At 49.1% G+C, this 20,554-nt stretch carries 20 protein-coding genes; 13 read left to right on the top strand and 7 right to left on the bottom strand.

All coding sequences use genetic code 11. The features are described 5' to 3' along the window. The first annotated feature begins 47 nt into the window (after positions 1 to 47). The 7 genes from JUF10_RS14100 (at position 48) to JUF10_RS06580 (ending at position 6,677) form a co-directional block, all read left to right on the top strand. On the top strand, positions 48 to 269 hold the full coding sequence (locus JUF10_RS14100) for a hypothetical protein (protein WP_236008176.1): 222 nt from the start codon (positions 48 to 50) through the stop codon (positions 267 to 269). Next, entirely contained in the window at positions 266 to 508 is a 243-nt protein-coding gene (locus JUF10_RS14095) for a winged helix DNA-binding protein (protein ID WP_236008175.1), read from the top strand. Before JUF10_RS14100 ends, JUF10_RS14095 begins: the two co-directional genes overlap by 4 nt. A gap of 443 nt (positions 509 to 951) precedes the next feature. Beyond that, a complete protein-coding gene (locus JUF10_RS06600) occupies positions 952 to 1,869 on the top strand; it encodes a magnesium transporter CorA family protein (protein ID WP_048734548.1) in 918 nt (305 codons plus the stop codon). A 383-nt stretch (positions 1,870 to 2,252) separates the two neighbouring features. Beyond that, positions 2,253 to 4,013, top strand: coding sequence for a pyruvate oxidase (gene spxB, locus JUF10_RS06595; RefSeq protein ID WP_203641434.1), 1,761 nt, complete (start codon positions 2,253 to 2,255; stop codon positions 4,011 to 4,013). A gap of 199 nt (positions 4,014 to 4,212) precedes the next feature. Then, the gene (locus tag JUF10_RS06590; protein ID WP_203641433.1) at positions 4,213 to 4,644 is read left to right on the top strand and encodes a MarR family winged helix-turn-helix transcriptional regulator; all 432 of its coding nucleotides are present in this window, start codon (positions 4,213 to 4,215) and stop codon (positions 4,642 to 4,644) included. A gap of 4 nt (positions 4,645 to 4,648) precedes the next feature. Further along, a complete protein-coding gene (locus JUF10_RS06585; RefSeq protein WP_203641432.1) occupies positions 4,649 to 6,043 on the top strand; it encodes an MFS transporter in 1,395 nt (464 codons plus the stop codon). A 211-nt stretch (positions 6,044 to 6,254) separates the two neighbouring features. After that, the gene (locus JUF10_RS06580; RefSeq protein WP_143462572.1) at positions 6,255 to 6,677 is read left to right on the top strand and encodes a hypothetical protein; all 423 of its coding nucleotides are present in this window, start codon (positions 6,255 to 6,257) and stop codon (positions 6,675 to 6,677) included. 195 nt (positions 6,678 to 6,872) lie between these two features. On the opposite strand, the gene JUF10_RS06575 is transcribed toward JUF10_RS06580, so the two are convergent. From JUF10_RS06575 to JUF10_RS06565, 3 genes are all read right to left on the bottom strand, one after another. Continuing rightward, positions 6,873 to 7,124: a hypothetical protein gene (locus JUF10_RS06575; protein WP_203641431.1), complete on the bottom strand. Its 252-nt coding sequence runs from the start codon at positions 7,122 to 7,124 to the stop codon at positions 6,873 to 6,875. A 670-nt stretch (positions 7,125 to 7,794) separates the two neighbouring features. Then, positions 7,795 to 9,159 carry a sensor histidine kinase gene (locus tag JUF10_RS06570; protein ID WP_203641430.1) on the bottom strand — a complete coding sequence of 455 codons (1,365 nt, stop codon included), beginning with the start codon at positions 9,157 to 9,159 and terminating at the stop codon, positions 7,795 to 7,797. Next, a complete protein-coding gene (locus tag JUF10_RS06565; RefSeq protein ID WP_203641429.1) occupies positions 9,149 to 9,850 on the bottom strand; it encodes a response regulator transcription factor in 702 nt (233 codons plus the stop codon). The genes JUF10_RS06570 and JUF10_RS06565 overlap by 11 nt, the downstream gene beginning before the upstream one ends. Positions 9,851 to 10,124: 274 nt before the next feature. Between JUF10_RS06565 and JUF10_RS06560 the strand changes: the two genes are divergently transcribed. Continuing rightward, on the top strand, positions 10,125 to 10,424 hold the full coding sequence (locus JUF10_RS06560) for a hypothetical protein (RefSeq protein ID WP_203641428.1): 300 nt from the start codon (positions 10,125 to 10,127) through the stop codon (positions 10,422 to 10,424). A 968-nt stretch (positions 10,425 to 11,392) separates the two neighbouring features. Here JUF10_RS06560 and JUF10_RS06555 read toward each other — a convergent pair. Next, positions 11,393 to 12,034: an SDR family oxidoreductase gene (locus JUF10_RS06555; RefSeq protein ID WP_203641427.1), complete on the bottom strand. Its 642-nt coding sequence runs from the start codon at positions 12,032 to 12,034 to the stop codon at positions 11,393 to 11,395. Positions 12,035 to 12,352: 318 nt separating this feature from the next. Between JUF10_RS06555 and JUF10_RS06550 the strand changes: the two genes are divergently transcribed. The 4 genes from JUF10_RS06550 (at position 12,353) to JUF10_RS06535 (ending at position 17,092) form a co-directional block, all read left to right on the top strand. Beyond that, positions 12,353 to 13,555, top strand: coding sequence for an NAD(P)/FAD-dependent oxidoreductase (locus JUF10_RS06550; protein ID WP_203641426.1), 1,203 nt, complete (start codon positions 12,353 to 12,355; stop codon positions 13,553 to 13,555). A gap of 395 nt (positions 13,556 to 13,950) precedes the next feature. Further along, on the top strand, positions 13,951 to 14,475 hold the full coding sequence (locus JUF10_RS06545) for a methylated-DNA--[protein]-cysteine S-methyltransferase (protein ID WP_203641425.1): 525 nt from the start codon (positions 13,951 to 13,953) through the stop codon (positions 14,473 to 14,475). A gap of 295 nt (positions 14,476 to 14,770) precedes the next feature. Further along, complete coding sequence (locus JUF10_RS06540; protein ID WP_143462446.1) at positions 14,771 to 15,337, top strand: TetR/AcrR family transcriptional regulator; 567 nt, start codon at positions 14,771 to 14,773, stop codon at positions 15,335 to 15,337. Between the two features lie 339 nt (positions 15,338 to 15,676). Next, a complete protein-coding gene (locus JUF10_RS06535) occupies positions 15,677 to 17,092 on the top strand; it encodes an NAD-dependent succinate-semialdehyde dehydrogenase (RefSeq protein WP_203641424.1) in 1,416 nt (471 codons plus the stop codon). Positions 17,093 to 17,168: 76 nt separating this feature from the next. Here the strand turns inward: JUF10_RS06535 and JUF10_RS06530 are convergent, their stop codons facing one another. The 3 genes from JUF10_RS06530 to JUF10_RS06520 all read right to left on the bottom strand — a co-directional run bounded on the left by JUF10_RS06530 (position 17,169) and on the right by JUF10_RS06520 (position 19,284). Then, entirely contained in the window at positions 17,169 to 17,927 is a 759-nt protein-coding gene (locus JUF10_RS06530; protein ID WP_203641423.1) for an IclR family transcriptional regulator, read from the bottom strand. A gap of 196 nt (positions 17,928 to 18,123) precedes the next feature. Beyond that, positions 18,124 to 18,867 carry a sugar phosphate isomerase/epimerase family protein gene (locus JUF10_RS06525; RefSeq protein WP_203641422.1) on the bottom strand — a complete coding sequence of 248 codons (744 nt, stop codon included), beginning with the start codon at positions 18,865 to 18,867 and terminating at the stop codon, positions 18,124 to 18,126. Between the two features lie 141 nt (positions 18,868 to 19,008). Further along, positions 19,009 to 19,284 carry a hypothetical protein gene (locus JUF10_RS06520; RefSeq protein ID WP_203641421.1) on the bottom strand — a complete coding sequence of 92 codons (276 nt, stop codon included), beginning with the start codon at positions 19,282 to 19,284 and terminating at the stop codon, positions 19,009 to 19,011. A gap of 412 nt (positions 19,285 to 19,696) precedes the next feature. Between JUF10_RS06520 and kduI the strand changes: the two genes are divergently transcribed. Further along, positions 19,697 to 20,542, top strand: coding sequence for a 5-dehydro-4-deoxy-D-glucuronate isomerase (gene kduI / locus JUF10_RS06515; protein ID WP_203641420.1), 846 nt, complete (start codon positions 19,697 to 19,699; stop codon positions 20,540 to 20,542). Positions 20,543 to 20,554: the final 12 nt, after the last annotated feature.

Here is a 20,554-nt window from a genome sequence, read left to right as displayed (position 1 = left end):
AATTATCTAAGCGGTTAGTGAGTGAAGATAAGGATATGATGAATACTATGGCAAAAAGTAAGGTCGTTCATGCGGAGAGCTTCTTTGAAGCCTACATGGAGTTGAAGCGCGAGCTAGAGAAGTCGGCTACCCGTTTCCAACGAACAATGGGGATTTCAGTGGATCAATATGCGATTTTACACCATATTTTAGAGAACCCGGGGAAGCTGACATCCGCTACAGTCGGGGCATCTCACGGGCTGCGGTTTCGCGGGGGATTTCGCAATTGATTCGGCGGGGTTACGTTGTGCAGAGCTACCAAAGTTCTGACCGGCGTGTCCGGCCATTATCGCTAACGGCAACTGGTGAGCAGCTAGAAACTGCTTGCTACGAGGCGTTACAGACTGCTGCTAAGACCATGAGTAAGGTGGACTTAGATGATAGTGGTAGTCAGGTGACTATCGGGCAATTAACCAAGATGTTGTCTGCGGTGACCAGCAAGGATGAAACTGAAACAACAGATAAATAGTAAAACGATTTTATACATTGTAGACGAAATTAGTCGTAGGCGACTAATTTCGTCTTTTTGAATTATTTCGCCACATAATAGTAAAAGTGTGAGATTGGCTTTTTTCGTCTTTTTGATGAACCGAGCCATTATTATTTTAAACGGAGTTAACCAATCGTTAACTTTTGGTTGAAATTAAACTGTGAAAATCAAGTGGCTTCTTGATGAGCCGGCGTTGGCCAATCTAATTGGTGACTACCGAAATAATTGGTGGGCGTTAATTGCCAGGTGATAACCAGCCCCGTTTGCCGTTTCTAAACTGAAATATTAAGGGGTACGTGTGAAACGCACGTAAATTTCGGCCAAACTGGGTGGAAAATCAGGAGAATTTTGCGCGGGTGCGGCCATCGCTTCGGGGGACGTGGTACACTTAGAACAGCATTTTCAAGAGAAGAGGGAAGCCCATGATTGTCGAGAGAAAGATCGGGAGTGGGGAGCAAAACCTGGTGTGGGTGATGACCATGGTCGAGACTGACGCCGATAAGCAGGACCTGCAAGTCACGTACGGATTGACCGATGAAATCTTAACCTACGTGACCGATGAAAATGAACGGTCACATTATGACCGCGATGAGTATTTGAATACGCAGTTGTTTGTGTTCCACGTGCCGGTCGTCATTGATCAGATCTCGCAACGCTACGTGACGCGGCCCGTGACCTTTTTGTTGAAGGGTAATCAGATTTTTTCAATAACCACCAAGCGAACACAGTGGGTCAACCAGTTGCTTGCCGAACGGATGAAACTGGAACAGATTTCGGATACCAATGAGTTTATGCTAATTGGGCTATTCATTCTGTTCGACCAGTTCATTCCACCGATTCGCAAAATCAATGCGGAACAAAATCGGTTGGACAAGCAACTCAATCAGGCGCCGGACAACAAGGACCTCATTGCGTTGTCCAACCTGCAACAGAGTCTCGCCTACTTCGTCAGTGCGACGCGCAACAACGCGATGATGGTCGTTGGCCTGAGCAGTACGCCGTTTGGCAAACAACTCTCGGATAAGAACAACGAACACTTGGCCGATGCCGTCATCGAAGCCCGGCAGACGTCTGAAATGACGGCGATTGAGGCCGATGTCGTCGACCGCATCTCGAATACGTTTAATAACGTGCTGAATAATAACCTAAACGGCACGATGAAATTTTTGACCATTTGGTCGCTGGTTCTGACGATTCCAACGATTGTGACCGGGTTCTACGGCATGAACGTCAAGCTACCATTTGCCAATGACACCATCTCGTGGGTCTTCACGGTGGCCCTGATGGTGGGGGTCATGGGGCTGGTGGCATTGATGCTGCGGCATCGGCATTTTTGGTAACCTAAAATTGAAACACCTAGAGGGCCTGAGACAAAAGTCTCAGACCCTTTGTGCGCTCCGAACGTATATTGCGGAAACGTGCGCCAAAAGGCAGTCAACTCCGCTTAACCCCGATAGACAAATAATCCAAAACCGGGATTATTCGTCTATCGACGTTAATGCTCATTGACTAGCCGCCTTTTGTCCCACTCTCGTTTTTATAGCCGGCCGAAACCGAGACCTATCAAGTAACCGCTAACATGTTCATTTAATCACTTACAAAAAATAAGTAGAATTACTGGCTTTCTTATTGAATGGGGACTATTATGTGACTAATCAATGATTTCGGGGTGCACAACCAAGGAATTTGGCCGACATCCTAACCAAAAAGGAGCGCGATTTTCATGACAAAGATGATTGCTGGACAAGCGTTAGTAAAGGTTCTGGAAGCTTGGGGTGTGGACCACATTTACGGGATTCCCGGTGGCTCGATTAATCATACGGTAGAAGGGTTGTACCTTGAAAAAGACAAGATCGACTATATCCAGGTTCGCCACGAAGAAGTGGGGGCTTTAGCTGCCGCTGCCGATGCGAAGTTTACTGGTAAGGTCGGTGTCGCTTTTGGATCCGCTGGCCCTGGTGCAACGCACTTATTTAACGGCCTCTATGATGCCAAAATGGATCACGTTCCTGTGTTAGCCTTGGTTGGCCAAGTTCCACAGGCCACGATGAACACCAACTATTTCCAAGAGATGGATGAAACACCGATGTTCGGTGACGTTGCCGTCTATAACCGGACCGCAACGACCGCAGAACAACTGCCCTACGTGGTCAATCAGGCCATTCGGGAAGCTTACCGGCAAAAGGGCCCAGCCGTGGTCATTATCCCTGAGGACTTATCCGCAACGGAAATTGACTACGAGCCCGTTAAGACGCCGAACACGGTATCTAACACCTTCACACAGACCATCGATCCAGCGGCTGTTTCAGCTACCTTGGATCTCTTGAAGAACGCGAAACATCCACTGGTTTACGCTGGCCGTGGTTTGCTGGGTGCCCGGGATGAGCTGGTTAAATTCAGCGAACAATTTAACGTGCCGGTCCTCAACACCGTTCCGGCAACTGGTGTGATTCCAACGAACCATCCGAATGCGATTGGAACGTTTGGCCGTTTGGGGTCGAAATCCGGTTTTGAAGCCTTACAACACACCGACTTAATTCTGTTCTTGGGTTCTGAATTCCCATTCGCTCAGTACTGGCCAAAGGATATTAAGATCATTCAGGTCAACGACAATGCGTTTGATATCGGTAAAATGGTCCCAATCGACTATGCCGTCATCAGCGATGCCAAGAGCTACTTACAAGCTATGATTGCGACCGGTGAAACATTACCTGAAACAGCCTGGCTCAAAGCCAACCGGCAGAACAAGCAAAACTGGAACGCTTGGCTAGACCAATTAGCTAGCGACGACAGTCATGGCTTGGCGCCAGAAGCCGTGACCAAGAAGATTGCGGCCATGGTTGGCCCTAAGGATACGTATGGGGTCGATACCGGGAACGTTTCGGAATGGGCCGTTCGGGGCTTACCAATGGACCAGCAACAGCGTTTCGCACTGTCTGGGTTATTTGCCACGATGGGCTATGGGCTACCAGCTGGGATGGCCGGTGCGTTGAGTGTTCCAGATGCGCAGGCCTGGTCACTGTCCGGTGACGGTGGGTTTGCGATGGTCGCACCTGACCTGATCACTGAAGTTCGCTATGGGCTCCCTGTAATCAACGTCATCTTCAGCAACCAACGTTTCGGCTTCATCTACCGCGAACAGGTCGACACGAAACAACACTTGTACGGGGTCGACTTGACCGATGCCGACTGGGCCAAGGTTGCCGAAGGGTTCGGTGCCATTGGCTTTACGGTATCGAATAACGCCGAAGTCAACCAGGTCTTTGACCAGATCAAGGACTTACAAGCGGCCGGCAACAAGAAGCCAATTGTGGTCAACGCCGTCATCAAGAACGACGACCCAATTGGCACGGCCTTCATGCCACTCGACCCACAATTGTACGGCCAAGATGCCGTGGACGCTTACGCCAAGGAGAACAACATTGACGTCAAGCAGCAACCAGCCTTAGGCGAATTGCTCCGCGCTCAGGGCGACAATCTGTAAGGTATAAGTGCCGCTTGACTTCTGAACTAGGCAGGATTCAAGCAGATTAACAGGTAAATTTTAAATGAACCGTCGTCACAGCTAGGGCTAACTCATAGCTGTGACGGCGGTTTTTGTGTGTTTCCTAAAATTAACCCTTGAATTTCACGATGAATCCGGCTAAAATTGTTAGCTGACTAACAAAAAGGAGTGACTTGACTTGGTACAACGACGTTTGGGTGCTTGGATACGCGATGCGGAACATCAAATGAATATAGAAATGAACGATTTCGCTCGACCTTACGGCTTAACCGGGATGCAGCTATCGGTGATTGACTTCTTGTCCCGGAGCGGAGAAAAAGATGTGTTCCAGGTTGATTTGGAACACGAATTTCACGTCCAGCGTTCCACGGCGTCCTTGCTGGTGAAACGGATGGTGGAACGCGACCTAGTCACGCGAATCGTGGCGGCGAGTGATAGTCGCAAGCGACAACTTCGGCTAACGGCGAAGGGGCGGGGATTAGTGCCCATCGTTCAACAGCACTTGGTGGAACAAGATGCCAAGATGGTGGCGGGATTATCCCCACAAGAAGTAGCGGCATTTCGCCGCGCCTTAGTCAACGTTAGTCATTGGAACAGTGAAAAGGAGTAAAGATATGAGTAAAGAAAAAATTGACCCGCGAGTCGTCGGCGCGGTGCTGGCAACGGGGTTGATGTCACTTAGCGGGGTCATCGTTGAAACGGCCATGAACATTACGTTCCCGACCCTGATGAAACAGTTTCACGTCACGACGGGGACGGTACAGTGGATGACAACGCTGTACCTGCTGATTGTCGCCTGTATCGTGCCCATTTCGTCCTACTTGAAACGGCGTTTTAAAATGAAACAACTCTTCGTGGTCGCTAACCTGCTCTTTATTGCCGGGTTGCTGACGGATGCCTGTGCGACCACGTTCCCACTACTATTGTTAGGCCGAGCGATTCAAGGTGTTGGTACGGGAATTGCCTTGCCGCTGATGTTCAATATTATCCTGGAACAGGTGCCACTGAGTCGGATTGGGATGATGACCGGGGTGGGGACCCTGATCACCGCCGTGGGGCCAGCGATTGGACCGACCTACGGGGGCGTGCTAGTGACTCACTTGAACTGGCGGTACATCTTCTGGATTTTACTGCCATTTCTGATTGTTTCATTTTTCGTGGGTCTCAAAACGATTCGCCAGGTCAGTGAAACGGCTCCGGAACGTTTCGATTTTCTTAGTATGCTCGGGGTCATCGTGACCTTTAGTGGTCTGATCTTTGGGTTTAGCTCGCTCAGTACCCAGTCGTTTCTCAGTTGGTCGGTTGCGGGAAGCCTGCTTGTGGGAATCTTGGGCTTAGTCTTTTTCGTCCAGCGTTCCCGGCACAGTGCGCACCCGTTGATTCAATTGAAAACCGTGGCCAATCCGGCGTTTGCCTGGCATTTGTTGGCATTCTTCATGGTCCAGATCACGGCGCTAGGGCTGTCGTTTGTGCTGCCTAACTACCTTCAGTTAGTCGATCAGCAGTCGGCCTTTACCGCCGGATTAGTCGTTCTGCCGGGGGCCTTGATTGGTGCGGCATTTTCACCGATTGGCGGGCAGATTTTGGACCGGTTTGGTGCGAAACGGCCAATTCTATTCGGCCTCGGTCTGGTCGTGGTTATGCTGCTATTGATGACGGTATTTGCCCGGCAGCTCAACCTGTGGGCCATTCTTGGACTCTACGTGGGCTACATGATTGGGATCGGTTCCGCGTTCGGAAACATCATGACGGATGGTCTGAAACAGCTGTCGGCTGACCTGAAGGCCGATGGAAACGCCCTGATGAACGCCATGCAACAATTTGCGGGTGCCATGGGAACGGCCATCTGTGCGGCTATTATTGCGGCCAGTCAGGCTGGAACAGTCGGTAGCGCTGCCAGCAGAACAGCAGCCGGTTCACAATGGGCACTCCTGGTTCTGGTAACCGTAGCCGTCATTTCCTGGTTGGGGATGGCCGTGGCCTTTCGGTTGAACCGGGTAAAGTCGTAGTTGGCAAAAACTTAATTTTTCATTGGAAACGATGGGGCCTGAAATGGCTACCATCGTTTTTTCTATCCACAAGGAACCGCTTGCACAAAATGGTCGTTGGTAGCGCTACTATCTTAACCATGGGAGCACCCGTTATGTTCTTTTAAGGTGGGCCGTGCTAAAATTCATCTTCAATAAAGCCGAAATGGCTGATGAAAGTGAGGCGACTTGCATGAAATTTGACTGGCGATATGCGTTTCATTCTTTCTGGTTTTTCATGATGTTAATGGTCCTGTTGAGCTTAACAACGGCCGTTGACAACTTCCACGGCGTCCGGATCGCGTTGGGCGTTATCTTTGGTTTCTTAGTTGTCGATGGCTTGTGGACGTGGCAATACCCTTACTTTAATCGGTTGGGGCGGCAGGGAATCACGGCCCTGATCAATTTGGGGCTGTTCGTGATCATCGCGGCGTTTTGCTTGGCTTTCAAACAAGAATGGTCGGCAAGCGTTTGGGGATTCATGAGTTTCTGGCTCGCTAGCATTGGTGGTACGATGGACGGCTACTTAGCACGGCCAACCACGATTCTAGTTTGGCAGACCCGCGGTGACCTCCGGAAAAAGGCTGAGATCCTGCAGAACTCTTCGCGGCTGTAAAAATAAGCGTGAGATACGAGGCGGCTAACTGTCTTGTGGTACACGTTTCACTACATGGTAAGAGAAATGAATTTCACACAGAAGATGATTCTTTTTCACGGGAGGCGGCCGCTGGCTGTCTCCCTTTTTTGGTCGTACAAGGAAAAATCTCACCGCCAAGAATAGACGGTGAGACCAGCAAGTTTATAGTTAGATTTAGTAGGCGGCGTTATAGGTCCAGTCGTACGATAGGAGTTGGTGGAATCGTTCTCCAATCGGCACCCACAGCTTGGCCTTCGCGATACTGGCGATGGATTCCCAGAACAACGGGTCCTTTCGTTCTTGTTCGCTAAGGTTAATGTTGACGTAACTCCCGGCTTCCGTTTTCGCAATCACATAAGGGTAGAACACCTTGGTAATTTGGGCGGGAGTAATCGTATGAATTTTTGGGTTGTCATCAATCAGCATATCGAACGCTTCCTTTCAATTTATAAACCTAGTATACCGAGAAAGGGTAAAGGAAACTATCACCTTTGATTAAGGATTTACTGAGAATTTCTTAGTTTTCGAATGCTGACTAAAGGTTGAAAGATGAACTGCCTGTTTTAGTCCAGGAGTGGCATGAATCGATACCACTAAATTTAGTGTAAATTGGTTGCACTCCGGCTGCCAGGGATTCCGCCTGCTGTGGAGATGCTTCAGACTGGAAGAACACCAGTCTTCTCGCTCGCTTTTAAGCCGCGAAAACCACGCGTCTTAAAAGGCGCCCATGGTCTAGGCTAGCAAAGGACGCCAGCCAACACCATTACCACGGCCGGCTACATCCCTGTCCTCCTCCGGCTCGGGTTGTGTTCTATTCACAACAACTGCTAAAAGTTTTGTGGATTTAACATTTTTGGCTCGATTGATAACGATTTTACGCGCATCTACCTTGTGGACAGAAAGTCACTGTGTAAGCCGAGAGGTCGGCAGATATGGGCTCAGGCGCGTCGTTCTGCTTGGCCGGCGTTCTTGGCCGACTTAGCAGAACGACCAACCTTGTAGACTCGCGGTTTTCGAGACTTCAAGTTGTGTCCGCACCGTTCCAGCCCATATCTGCCGGCCGGTAAGGCGAAGGGCTTCACTATGTTGCCAGGCGTTAGCTGTTAGTTGCCCGTTTCAAAGTCACCGTGAAGCGGCTACCGTGCGGTTTGTTGTCCGTGACCGCGATGGCTCCCTGGTTGAGCTGTACCAGTTGCGCCACGATGGCTAGGCCGAGTCCGCTACCCTCGATCTTGCTGGAACGTGAGGCGTCGACCCGGTAGAAACGTTCAAAGATGTGTTCCCGGTCGGCAGGGGCGATACCGGAACCGAAGTCGGCAACGGTTAAAGTGACTGCCGTGGTCGTTGTGGCAACCGTTACGTCGATCTGCTGGTCTTCCGGTGAGTATTTGTGAGCGTTGTCCAGCAAGGCCACTAGGATTTGGTGGAGCATGTCCGGGTCACCGAGGGCCATGGCAGGTTGGTCGGTTCCCTGAAACGTCACGTGCTGCGCGACCAGTGGCTGGTAATGGTCGACGACCCCGCGCACCAGGGCAGAAAGGTCTAGGGGCTGCAACGCCACCTCGGCTCGGTCTGCCCGCGATAAATGGAGCAGGTTTTCAATCAAATGTTGCATGCGCAAAGATTCCTGGTCGATGAACCCTAGGGATTCGGGGATGACCTCAGGGTGCTTGTCACCGCGACGTTCGATCAGTTTGACGTTACCGCGAATGGTCGCAATGGGTGTTCGTAATTCGTGGGAGGCGTCTGAGATGAACTGCCGCTCGCGTTCCAAACGCCCATTTTGTGCCGCCAGGAGTTGGTTAAAGTCCTTGGCCAGCTGGGAAACTTCAACGGGTTCCGTGGGCTGTGGCAGTTTCGGCTGGGTGGTTTCGGGATTAGCAGCGGCGGCTTGAGCGGCTTGGGCCAACTCAATGGTTGGCGCGCTGATCCGGTTGGCTAACCGGCGCACGAAGAGTAGACCAATCAAGAGGCTCAGACCGATGGCAATGATGATCACGGAGATCAAGACGTGCAGGTTGCCAATGAGGACGTGCATGCCGATGAAGAGCGAGTACGTGCGGCCGCCCGTTTTCAACGTTTCCGAGAAGTACAGGCCCCAATTTTTGATGTAGACCAGATGGGTGAAGGGAATCGACCAGGTGTTGGCCTTGGCCAGGCTGGTGGTCCGGGGCAGAAGGGAGGTCGTGCTTCCATCGGCGTTCTTGATTAGGACAAACGTATTGTGGGAGTTGAGGCCGCTGGTCTGGTTGACCGTCAACCAGTCTTTGAAATTGCTGACCTGCGTCGTTTGGAGGCTAACGCTTAACTTGGCGGCTTGGTCCTGGGCGCGGAACAGCTGATCGACGCTCAACGTGACGGTCACGGTGAGAACGATGACTATACCGATGACCAGTAGGAGCCGGGTAAACGAGTGGCGAATAATATCCGCGTAGGTCCGCGGTGGGTGGTTAGTGCGCATCAGCATCATCTTCCTTTAGGGTGTAGCCCACGCCACGAATCGTATGGAACAGGTGGGGGGCATCAGTAGTATCAATCTTGTTGCGAAGGTAGCCAATGTAGACATCGACCACGTTTTGTTGGCCGAGGAAGTCCACCCCCCAGACGTTGTCGAGCAGTTCGTCGCGGGTGAAGACCTGACCGGGATGCTGCATGAGAAAGAGGAGCAGGTCGTATTCACGTTGGGTCAGCTGGAGCGCCTCACCGCCGCGGTCGACTTGCCGGGTCTTGGTGATGAGCGTGAGGTCGGCGAGGTGGTAGGTCTGGTCCAAGCCACTCTGATGGGCGGTTCGCCGCTGGATGACGCGGATGCGGGCAAGCAGCTCTTCGATTTCAAACGGCTTGGTGATGTAGTCGTCGGCACCGTTGTCGAGGCCGGTTACTTTATCCCCCAAGTAGTCGCGGGCCGTCATCATGATCACGGGAATCTCATCGTGCTTACGGATGCGGCGGAGGACTTCCATGCCGTCCATCTTAGGCAGCATCCAGTCGAGCAGAACTAATAGGAGATTATCTTTTTCGCGCTGGTAAGTTTCCCAGGCGGCTTCCCCATCGGCGGCGGTCAAAACGTCAAAGTCCTCAAAGGTGAGTTCCTTGGCAACGTAACTGGCAAGACCTTCCTCGTCTTCAACCAGCAGAATTGTATTTTTCATTAGTGGCGACACTCCTTTTACAGCGGCTAATTATAGATAGAACTATTAGGTTTAACGGTTAAATGGAAAAATCCAAGTGTCCACGGTTAAAATCGTGGGGCGGGTAAAGACCCATTTGACGGGCTTAACGGCATGATACCATAGAATCATAACCCTTGATTAAGAAATTCATATATTAACCTTAATCTAGATTCAGGATAGAAGGGGCTTGGGGATGGTATAACTAATACATCGAAAGCGATAAGCCAAAACAACTAACTGAGGAGTGGTTAAAATGACTAAAATTAAATCAATGCTAACTAAAGTAATGCTGGGTGCCATGACCGTAACAACCTTGATGGCAACATCCGCTGGGGCTTCCGCCGCAACGCGACCAACGACTGGGGCAGCTGCGCCAGAAATTGAGCGGACCACGATTACGTTCAACGCCCAACCAGCAACGGAACTGCACGTGACGAAGGTTAAACTCAATAAGCGGGTCACCACCAAGCAGATCTCCAGCCAGGTTCAAACGGCCGTGGACGCCAGTGCGCTCAACCTGGACCAAAAACACCAAGATAACCAATTGAAGTAGACTAGCTGTCAGGTTCCGTCCGGTGAGGCGGACCTGACACTGAGTGAGACGAAAATCCCCCTTAAAATTTCCAACCCCCAATGACTTGAGCAAACTTCCTCCAAACAGAATGGTCTCAAGCAAAATACCTTCCCTCAAGTGTTACTAGTGTCGCCTTCCCCCCTTAAGGCTGACGCACGTTACCTAAACGAATCGTCCCCTTAACAACGATTCGACCAACAGAATAGAAGCTGATAAAGACAGTGTCGGTGAGACCGTTGCTGCCTTTTTTGAGGTGCAGGTGATAGGGGCGAAGAAAAAGCCAGTATCACAACTAACTCCGTTGAGTAGTTGTAGGTACTGGCTTGTAACTAATAAATTAGTGTAAATTGGTCGCACGCCGGCTGCCAGGGATTCCGCCGGCTGTGGGGACGCTTCAGACTGGAAAACCACCAGTCTTCTCGCTCGCTTTGAAGCCACGAAGATCACGTGTCTCCAAAGTCGCCCGTGCTGTAAGCTGGCTGATGAATCGCCAACTAACACCACCTCCACGGCTGGCTGCATCCTGTCCTCCTCCGGCTCAGGTTGTGTTCTATCACGACAATGGTCGGAAAACGTAGAGACTTAGCACTTTCGGTCCAATCGATAACGGATGTTACAGCCATTATCTCCATCGTCTAAGAACACTGTGTAAGCCGAGAGGTCGGCAGATATGGGCTCAGGCGCGTCGTTCTACTTAGCTGGCGTTTCTAGCCGGCTTAGCAGAAAACCAAGCTTGTAGACTCGGTTCTTTCGAGGCTTCAAGTTGCGTTCGCACCGTTCCAGCCCATATCTGCCGGCCGGTAAGGCGAAGGGCCTACCATGTTGCCTAGTTTTAGTCCCACTGTTGTTGCTAGAACAGGTATGACCGGCATTTTAGAAAGGTTCAACCTTTAGACTTATAACTGGACAAAATAATGTCTTCAGTGCGGTCACATTCAATTTAAGCTTTACCGAATCGCGTCAGCCACGGGCACATCGCCGTTAACAATCGTGATGATCTGCTTGGGGAGGGGATGCTTGACGACCGCCACAACGGCCGCAGCCACATCCGCGCGAGCAATTTTAGTCGTATCGGCGGTGGCTGGGTCCAAGGTGATCTTGCCGGTTGGGTCATCGTTGGTCAGGATGCCGGGACGAACAATTGTGTAGTCTAGGTCCGTGCGGTGTTGGAGCCATTGGTCGGCGTAATATTTAGCAACGTAGTAGGGCCGAATGCCGGATTTTTCCCAGAAGGACCGGTCGTCGGTCCCCATGGCACTAACGATAATGAAGCGCTTGATGCCGGCCTTTTCCGTGGCAATCATGGATTTAACGGCGCCATCGAGGTCGATATTGAGCGTCATGTCGTCGCCGGTACTACCACCGGAACCGGCGGAGAAGACGACCGTGTCCACGTCGTTCATGGCGGGGACTAAGCCATCCGCGGCTCCCATGAGGTTGACCATGCGGGGATGACCACCGAGTTTTTCAATGACGGCGGCCTGTTCGGCGTTGCGAATCCCACCGTAAACCGTTTCGCCAGTTGTGGCGAGTTGTGCCACAATGTGTTGGCCAACTTGGCCGTGTGCACCGATAATTAATGTTGTCATAAGAAAACCTCCATTTGTAAGTAAGCTTACTATCTTTAACCATAAGGGTTTTCCCATAAAAATTCAGCTAAAGTGACTCGCCAATTGGCTTGAAATCGTTGTAAGACCTAAGCTTGCGGGGATTAAGTTGTCCAAAACCGATTTGTGAAATAGATTACGATTCCTTTCAACTGGTTTTTCGGGCGATAAGCCGTATAATAGAGTTAAATCATCCTTAACAGTTTGTTGGACAGTGAAAATGTAACCGTTTTAACTAATGACTTACTGATTAGCTTGCTGTGTGGGGGGAGAACATTACAGAAAAGGGGTCGTTTAACAATGTCAACGATTTTAGTTCTAGGTGGCGGATATGGCGGCATGCGGGCCGTTAAATTTTTACAGCGGGAAGTTCCCAGTGAGGACCAGATTATTTTAGTCGACAAGTCCGGGACCCACGTTGAAAAGACGAACTTACACGAAGTTGCGGCCGGGACCATTGCACCGGATCGCATTACGTACGAGATCAACGATGTTATTGGAAGCCGGGTTAAATTCATCCGGGATACCGTGACCAATATCGACATCGACCAAAAGCAGGTCACCCTGGAGAATCATGACCCACTGACCTACGACTACGTGCTCATTGCGTTGGGCTTCCAATCTGAAACGTTTGGTCTGAAGGGTGCGGCGGAAAATGCCTTACCACTGGAAGACTTGGAGACGGCTGAGGCCATTTACCAACACATCGAAAATAACGTCAAGGACTACGCAAAGACCCAGGATCCGAACGACTTACGAATCGCCGTTTGTGGGGCTGGTTTTACCGGGATCGAACTGTTAGGTGAGTTGACCCAGTCGATGCCAAAACTCCAGACGCGTTACAACACGCCAGAGATCAAGATTGCCTGCTTTGAAATGGGGAAGTCGATTCTGCCAATGTTTGACAAATCACTCGGGGACTACGCGTTGAACTTCCTGGCGAAGCACGACGTTGAAATGAACTTGGGCGCTGCGATTACCGAAATTAAATCGGGTGCGGTCGTCTACAAGGACAGCGACGAACAGGAACACGAATTTGCATCCAACAACATCGTTTGGACCGTTGGGGTCAGTGGGTCACACGTCATTGCGGACTCCGGCTTCAGCCAACGCCGGAACAGAGTTGTGGTGCAAGACGACCTGACGCTGGAAGACCATCCTGAAGTTTATATCATTGGGGACGTGTCCGCTGTGATGGACCCAGAAAGCAAGCGGCCATACCCAACGACGGCGCAGATTGCCTTGGCATGTGCTTCCCACGCGGCTAAGAACATTGGGTTAGCGCTACGGGGCCACGACACACGGCCATTTACTTACAAGTCTGTCGGGACCGTTGCTTCGCTGAGTGATCGCGATGGGGTCGGCGAAATCTTTAGCAGTAACAAGAAGATTCACGGCTACATGGCTTCCGCATTGAAGAAGATCATCACGGACCGTTCTTTGATGGAAAGTGCCCACCTGAGCACGACACTAAGTAAGGGCCGGTTCGACCTCTATCATTAAAATAAAATGTGACTGAAAAGTCGTGGCGAAATTGCCGCGACTTTTTTCTATAGCTACGTCCGGGTACGTGGTGGATGTCGCCGAAAAAATAATGGCAAAGAACCGCACACCGCTCCGAAGATTCTGCCCGGACATTGCTGGCAGGGTGGTTAGAATGGTCGTGGTCGATCAGGCGGATTTTTTTAAGGGTGGAAAGACGTTGAAATGGCGTCACAAAGGTGTTTCTGCCAGCTAATTGCTTTGCTTTTCCAGTGGCATAATCGACTATCTAAAATATAGTGACTAGCTAACCTAGTCATGAATTAATACTTTTTGGTTACAGAACGGAAAAAGCGGGTGACAGATTAGCTCACTTGCTTTTTTAATGGTAAAATAAGGCAAAAAGGGTGATGAGGATGCTCCAGAAGAAGTTGGCAACCCCACTAGGGACGGTCACCGTCATGTCGGATGGCTTGAACCTGACTGGGTTGTGGTTTACAGACCAAAAGTACTATGGGAGTACTTTGCCCAAGTTAAGTTTAGTGGGGGACACCCCCGTGTTTGGCCGGGTAGCGGATTGGTTGACGGCGTACTTTGCGGGTGAACAACCGGCCGTTGACTTGCCGGTCCGGCCAAGCGGAACGTCATTTCGCCAGACCGTCTGGACGGCCCTGCAACAGATTCCGTATGGTGAAGTTCGGACGTATGGTGAAATTGCGGCGGTGGTTAGTCAACAGGTCGGTCACGACGTCGGCGCCAGAGCAATTGGCGGCGCCGTCGGTCACAATCCGATTAGTCTGGTGATTCCGTGTCACCGAGTCGTCAGTGGAACTGGAGAATTAACGGGTTACGCTGGGGGCTTAAAACGGAAAAAGTCGTTATTACAACTAGAAGGCTGCTTGCAAGGGAACCAAGAACGGGTAGTTCTCGAAAAAAATTGAGGGTAATCCCTTAAATTTACGTGTTTATTACTAATTGTGTACAAAACAATAGCACAATCAGCTAAAACCTATGCTATAATCAATAATGTTCAAAAAACGAACCATGTTATTGTTAATATAGATAACTAGTTAGAATCTGTCTAATATTTTTTGCGAAAAGGGTTTCTTCTTACTAGAAGACGCGTATAATTTTAGACAGCTTAGAGCGGACATGAAAGTTGTCGGTCTCTGGGGGGATACTGGCAATGATTAATACGTAAATCAAAATGGTGTGTGAATGATTGGAGGTATCACGATGGCTGCATCAGAAACTAAGGAGCGAATTGCGGAGGCCTTGGCTTCGTTGTTGAACCACAATACGTTTGATAAGATTACCGTCCGGGAGATTGCGGATGAAGCGGAAGTTCACCGTAAGACTTTCTACTACTATTTCGCGGACAAGTACGAGTTGTTAGCGTTTGTCTATGAGCACTTCATTGTTGAAGCGCCACGTCGCGAGCAACCGTTGACTTTGACCTTAGAGAACTGGCGTCCGGCCGTAATTCAATTACTGGAACGGATCGCTGACAATTCAAAAATTTTCCTGAACGCTTACCCCTATGACGATGGGGTTTGGCGACAATCTGCGAATGAATTTGTGGCCTCACGACTGTCAATTCTGCTTCACGCAATGCCCGAGTACCGTTACTTAAAAGAAGACGTGATCGATACGTCGGCTGAGTTTATTGCCGCCGGTGCTTTAGGCATCATTAACAAATGGGCGGATGACGACTTCACGGCAAGTCCGCGAACCGTCTTAGATCAAATTACGACGGCTAACCGGCTATTCAACGGGGTTTTGGACCGTTGGAAGTTGAGTTAGTCAAATTAAAAGTTGTTGGCCACCTGCCAGCAGCTTTTTTTTGTGGGGCGACATCAGTTGATGCCGAAGTGGTGTCACCCGCAGATAATGGGGAACGTTAAGAACTGTAGTCGTGAAAGTGACAATTAGCAAATGAAAGCGCTTGATTTAGTCGATAAACTAGTATACCAATTATTAACTTGCAACCGGTTGAAAGTGGGTACTACCGGTAATTTCACTAACAAATTGATTATTTAATCACAAACGGAGTATTGGCATTATGGGGTTGTAGGGGGTATAGTACAGAGCGTAAGGGGTTACATTGTGAATCTGGACGAACCCCACAAGGAGGATATTACCATGGCATACCAAACTACAAATCCCTATACCAATGAAGTCGTCAAGACCTACGAAAACGCAACACCCGAATACGTTGAAGAAAGTTTAGCAAAGGGTCAGGCCCTCTACAAGAAGTGGCGTAACGACCCAGTTGCGAGCCGAGTTCCGGTTCTCCGCAAACTAGCCAAAATTTTCCGCGACGAAACTGACAGTTTAGCTGAAGTTTTGACCACGGACATGGGGAAACTGTTCACCGAAGCTCAGGGGGAAGTCATTCTCTGTGCGGAAATCGCCGAATATTACGCCGATCACGCTGAAGAGTTCTTGGCACCACGGGCCATCGACAGCATTGCCGGTGACGCACAACTGGAGAACCATCCACTGGGCGTTCTGATGGCGGTTGAACCCTGGAACTTCCCATATTACCAAATGATGCGGATCTTCGCGCCAAACTATGCGGTAGGAAACCCAATCGTGTTTAAGCACGCCGCAATCACGCCAACTTCAGCGGTCGTCTTTGAAGACGCCGTTCGCCGGGCCGGGGCACCAGATGGCGCCTTGACCAACCTGTTCGTTTCTTACGACCAGGTCTCTGATATCATTGCCGACAAACGAATCCAAGGGGTTGCTTTGACCGGTTCTGAACGGGGCGGGGTCGCAGTTAACGAAGTCGCTGGTAAGTACTTAAAGAAGACTACCATGGAATTAGGTGGGACGGATGCCTTTATCGTGGCCGAGGATGCTAACATGGCTGATGTCAACGCCATCGCACCACGGGCACGGTTATACAATGCCGGGCAGGTCTGCACGTCATCCAAGCGATTCATTGTGACGGCAAACCACTACGATGAGTTCCTGGAATCGCTGAAGGCGGCCTTTGCATCAGTCAAGCTGGGCGATCCCATGGACCCAGAAACGACGGTGGCACCGATGAATTCCAAGAAGGCTAAGGAAAAATTGCAGAAGCAAGTGGACGCTGCGTTGGATGGCGGTGCGACGGCTTACTTCGTCCATGACCCAGTCGACAGCGATGGTCAATTCTTCCTGCCAACGATTTTGACGGACATCACCAAGGACAATCCGGCATACGGTAAGGAAATGTTTGGCCCCGTTGCGCAAGTCTACAAGGTTGCGAACGATGAGGAAGCCATCGCATTGGCTAACGATTCCGACTACGGTCTGGGTGGCATCGTCTTTGCGGGCAGTGCCGAATCCGGTGCGGCTATTGCCTCACGGATTGAAACGGGCATGGTCTTCGTCAACACCTTCTTCAGTTCCTTACCAGAACTTGAATTTGGTGGCGTCAAGAAGTCCGGCTTCGGTCGTGAACTCGGCCAAAGCGGTATCTTCAGCTTCGTTAACCAAGAACTGGTCGTTAAGCGGGATCACCCGAACGACGATGAAAACGGTGGGCTAGTTCTGCCGCATAAATTCTAAATTTTAGTCACACAAAAGGCCATCGCCCCCAATCATTAACCGAAAAATGATTGGGGGCGATGGCCTTTTTGATAGGTTAAAGAGTTTCTAGAATTTTATCCTTGGCAACGTTAGCAAATTTGATAAATGTTTCCTGCCGGTCGATGGACATTCTGTATTTAGGTGTCGTAATGGAGAAAGCCCCATAGAGGTGATTGGACTTGATCAGGGCAAAGCCAATGCAATATACGTCAGGTTCATTCTCCTCGTTATCGATGGAGTAGCCGCGTTGCCGAATTAAGGCGAGATCATCGCGAAGAGCTTGTGGATCGGTAATTGTGTTGGGAGCGACGTGTTGTAGCGGACTAACCGTTTCTAAGTATTGGTCGAGTTCTTCGTCGCTAAAAGTTGAGAGCATGGCTTTACCCATGGAGGAAGAGTAAAGATGCATGCTACCACCGATGTGAGACTTCAGATTGACACTGCGCTGACTTTCATACTTTTCGACTAAGGTGACCTCATCATGAGCGATGATACCGAGGTTGATGGTCTCGGAAGTTTCATCACGCAGCTTTTCTAGAGCCGTATGGGTAATGTCGCGGATGTCAAAGTCCTCGGCGACCCGTTGCCCATAGCGAAATAATTCCATCCCTAACTGATAACTCTTCCCGTCAGTGGTGCGCGTTACTAAGCCTAAGACATCAAGTGTCGTTAGAATCTTAAGCACAGTCGAGCGGGTCATATCAATACCATCGCTGATTTCCTTTAATGTTGGCGCCGCTTCTTGCTGGGCGATGTAATCCATGATTTGCTTCGCCCGTACCAAGACGGTTCCATATAATTTAGCTTCTGCCATATTGTTCACTCCATTGTTTATTTCCGAATAAGAAATTTACCGTTGTACTAATCTTACTCAACTTTCCGTTAAAAGTAAATGGAGGGTGTTTACTAATCCAATAACTGTTAATTAACGGCACAACAAAAAGGCCAAAAACGGTTGTCTTTTTGGCCTTTTTGAGAATTATCACAATTTAGCTATTATTAATAATTAACTAGTTGTTGTTTACCAGTAAATCAATGCCGTGACGAATTTCGTCATCAGTAGCAGGGTATTCCAAAGCAACTGGCAAGCCCTTTGGCAAAATCTTCAAGGCTGCCTTCCAGTCAATGACCCCTTTGTCGAGAGCAACAACGTTAGGCTTTGCGCCGCCTAAAACATCGTTCTTGACGTGGATGTAACGGGTGAAGTCACTGAGCTTCTTAGCGACGTCCAATTCGTTTTCGTTAACGAAGCGCCAGTTACCTAAGTCAAAGACGAACTTGATGTCAACGTTAACAGCCTTAACTGCTTCCAAGAACTTCAGGATGTTAGCAGAGCTACCATTGGCAGTTGATTGGTCATTTTCAACGTTGAATTCAATGCCAGAATCAGCATAGAGGGAAAGGGCAGAAACCAGGTCACCGTTGAAGGCAGCGAAGTTCCCGATGTTCATCTTCAGTGAAGTAACGCCCATAGCCTTTGCTTCGGCGAAGTATGTAGGGAGTTCAGGGTTCAATGCACCATCGTCGGTAAAGATCTTTTCTGGAACACTGTAGAATAGCTTCAATTGGTGCTTCTCAATGAAGTCCTTGATGTCGGCAGCTTCCGCAGCGGGGTCAGTAAAGAATTCCCGCCGAACTTCAGCTTGCTTGATGCCAAAGTCAACGACGCGTTGCAACATGCTAAGTTGAGCTTCACCATCGTTGTGTTGTTGGTCAAAAACTAACGTGTTGAGTACGATGTCTTGTTTATCCATGATTGAGCCTCCAAATTTATTATTAAAAGCACGCTTATAGTAATCGCTTACAAATAACTCTGTCAAATAAAAAAATACCGATTAATAATCAAAATTCATCAAGAATCGTGATTACATCGGTATTTTTTGTGGGTTGAAAATTTATTTTTGAACAGCGCTGAAATCGGACTTTTGCGAAACTAATCGTAAAAATTCAGGCATGGATAAATCTTCGATCTTCTTTGTTGTGTCTTCCAAGAATTCGCTGGCCTCGGAAGAGTTAAATTGTTCAATCAAAACGTATGCGGTTAAGTAGGCGAAGAGCTGTTCCTTGGCCTTATCCTGCATATTTGCTTTGGCAACGTCAGTTTTAGAAATGGAATCGACGAAGTGATAGGCGAATTCCTTGGGATCAATATGAATTTGTTTTGTGCTCATGTGATAGCCTCCTAATCAGTTAACACGACTCATATTACAGCTTTAAAATGTCAGGTCAACATTGACAGTTTATGCACAATTCAGATATTGCTGGGGTTACCGGTCTATCGCGATTTATTTTTACATAAACACTGAAACTTTTTTTGATTGAAAGTGGCTGAGCTTTCAGAAAAAACGTTTCCAATTTGGAAATTCAGTCAGAACAATATAGGAGAAAAAGGAATCCACAAAAAAAGTTTAAAAAAATTCGACCAGCGCCTAAACCCGTCATGTTAAGGTTCTTGAAAGCGTTTTCGTCTTTATCACACCTGCATGCTCAAAATAACACTTGCTTTTTATCTGAATCGGCGATATGCTGTGTTTGTCAAAAAGGAAATGCAATTTCCAAATAAGAAAATTGGAGGAAACAAAAATGGCATTTAGCATGGTAACGAAGTACGCACATAGTCCTAAGGATATTGACCACTACAACACGGATGAATTACGTGACCAATTCTTAATGGAAAAGATTTTTAACCCAGGCGATGTTTTGTTGACTTATACATACAACGACCGGATGATCTTCGGTGGTGTTACACCAGTTGACAAGCCTCTTTCAATTGCCTTGAGCAAGGAATTGGGTGTTGAATACTTCTTACAACGTCGTGAACTCGGCTTCATCAACATTGGTGGTGAAGGTAAAGTTACGATCGATGGCAAGGAAGACACGATTGCACCTCATGATGGCTACTACATCAGCATGGGTACTAAGGATGTTCAATTCGAATCTGTTGACCCTAAGAAGCCAGCTAAGTTCTACGTTGTTTCTACGCCAGCACACCGTGCATACCCAACTAAGAAGTTGTCTTACAAGGATGCTATCGCAATGCCTATGGGTGACCAAGAACATATGAACAAGCGGACTATCCACAAGTACATTGATGCTTCTATTATGGATACTTGTCAATTACAAATGGGTTACACCGTTCTTGAACCAGGCAACTCATGGAACACGATGCCAGCTCACACTCACGCACGTCGGATGGAAACTTACCTTTACACTGAATTCGGTTCAAAGGATACTCGTGTTGCTCACTTCATGGGAACTCCAGAAAACACGAAGCACATCTGGTTGGAACCTGACCAAGCTGTTGTAAACCCTAGTTACTCAATCCACTGTGGTGTTGGGACTACCAACTACTCATTCATCTGGGCTATGTGTGGTGAAAACCAAACTTACGATGACATGGACGCAGTTGAAATGCATCAATTACGGTAATCACTTAATTTT

This window comes from Levilactobacillus andaensis (assembly GCF_016861695.1).
GTDB lineage: Bacteria > Bacillota > Bacilli > Lactobacillales > Lactobacillaceae > Levilactobacillus > Levilactobacillus andaensis.
The sequence above is the reverse complement of the archived record's forward strand: the minus strand, read 5'-3'. Positions and strand labels throughout refer to the sequence as shown.

Excerpts from the sequence above, each read along its gene's own strand:
- JUF10_RS14100 (WP_236008176.1), top strand. The coding sequence starts at position 48 with ATGGCAAAAAGTAAGGTCGTTCATGCGGAGAGCTTCTTTGAAGCCTAC.
- JUF10_RS06600 (WP_048734548.1), top strand. The coding sequence starts at position 952 with ATGATTGTCGAGAGAAAGATCGGGAGTGGGGAGCAAAACCTGGTGTGG.
- spxB (WP_203641434.1), top strand. The coding sequence starts at position 2,253 with ATGACAAAGATGATTGCTGGACAAGCGTTAGTAAAGGTTCTGGAAGCT.
- JUF10_RS06585 (WP_203641432.1), top strand. The coding sequence starts at position 4,649 with ATGAGTAAAGAAAAAATTGACCCGCGAGTCGTCGGCGCGGTGCTGGCA.
- JUF10_RS06580 (WP_143462572.1), top strand. The coding sequence starts at position 6,255 with ATGAAATTTGACTGGCGATATGCGTTTCATTCTTTCTGGTTTTTCATG.
- JUF10_RS06575 (WP_203641431.1), bottom strand. The coding sequence starts at position 7,124 with ATGCTGATTGATGACAACCCAAAAATTCATACGATTACTCCCGCCCAA.
- JUF10_RS06570 (WP_203641430.1), bottom strand. The coding sequence starts at position 9,159 with ATGCGCACTAACCACCCACCGCGGACCTACGCGGATATTATTCGCCAC.
- JUF10_RS06565 (WP_203641429.1), bottom strand. The coding sequence starts at position 9,850 with ATGAAAAATACAATTCTGCTGGTTGAAGACGAGGAAGGTCTTGCCAGT.
- JUF10_RS06560 (WP_203641428.1), top strand. The coding sequence starts at position 10,125 with ATGACTAAAATTAAATCAATGCTAACTAAAGTAATGCTGGGTGCCATG.
- JUF10_RS06555 (WP_203641427.1), bottom strand. The coding sequence starts at position 12,034 with ATGACAACATTAATTATCGGTGCACACGGCCAAGTTGGCCAACACATT.
- JUF10_RS06550 (WP_203641426.1), top strand. The coding sequence starts at position 12,353 with ATGTCAACGATTTTAGTTCTAGGTGGCGGATATGGCGGCATGCGGGCC.
- JUF10_RS06545 (WP_203641425.1), top strand. The coding sequence starts at position 13,951 with ATGCTCCAGAAGAAGTTGGCAACCCCACTAGGGACGGTCACCGTCATG.
- JUF10_RS06540 (WP_143462446.1), top strand. The coding sequence starts at position 14,771 with ATGGCTGCATCAGAAACTAAGGAGCGAATTGCGGAGGCCTTGGCTTCG.
- JUF10_RS06535 (WP_203641424.1), top strand. The coding sequence starts at position 15,677 with ATGGCATACCAAACTACAAATCCCTATACCAATGAAGTCGTCAAGACC.
- JUF10_RS06530 (WP_203641423.1), bottom strand. The coding sequence starts at position 17,927 with ATGGCAGAAGCTAAATTATATGGAACCGTCTTGGTACGGGCGAAGCAA.
- JUF10_RS06525 (WP_203641422.1), bottom strand. The coding sequence starts at position 18,867 with ATGGATAAACAAGACATCGTACTCAACACGTTAGTTTTTGACCAACAA.
- JUF10_RS06520 (WP_203641421.1), bottom strand. The coding sequence starts at position 19,284 with ATGAGCACAAAACAAATTCATATTGATCCCAAGGAATTCGCCTATCAC.
- kduI (WP_203641420.1), top strand. The coding sequence starts at position 19,697 with ATGGCATTTAGCATGGTAACGAAGTACGCACATAGTCCTAAGGATATT.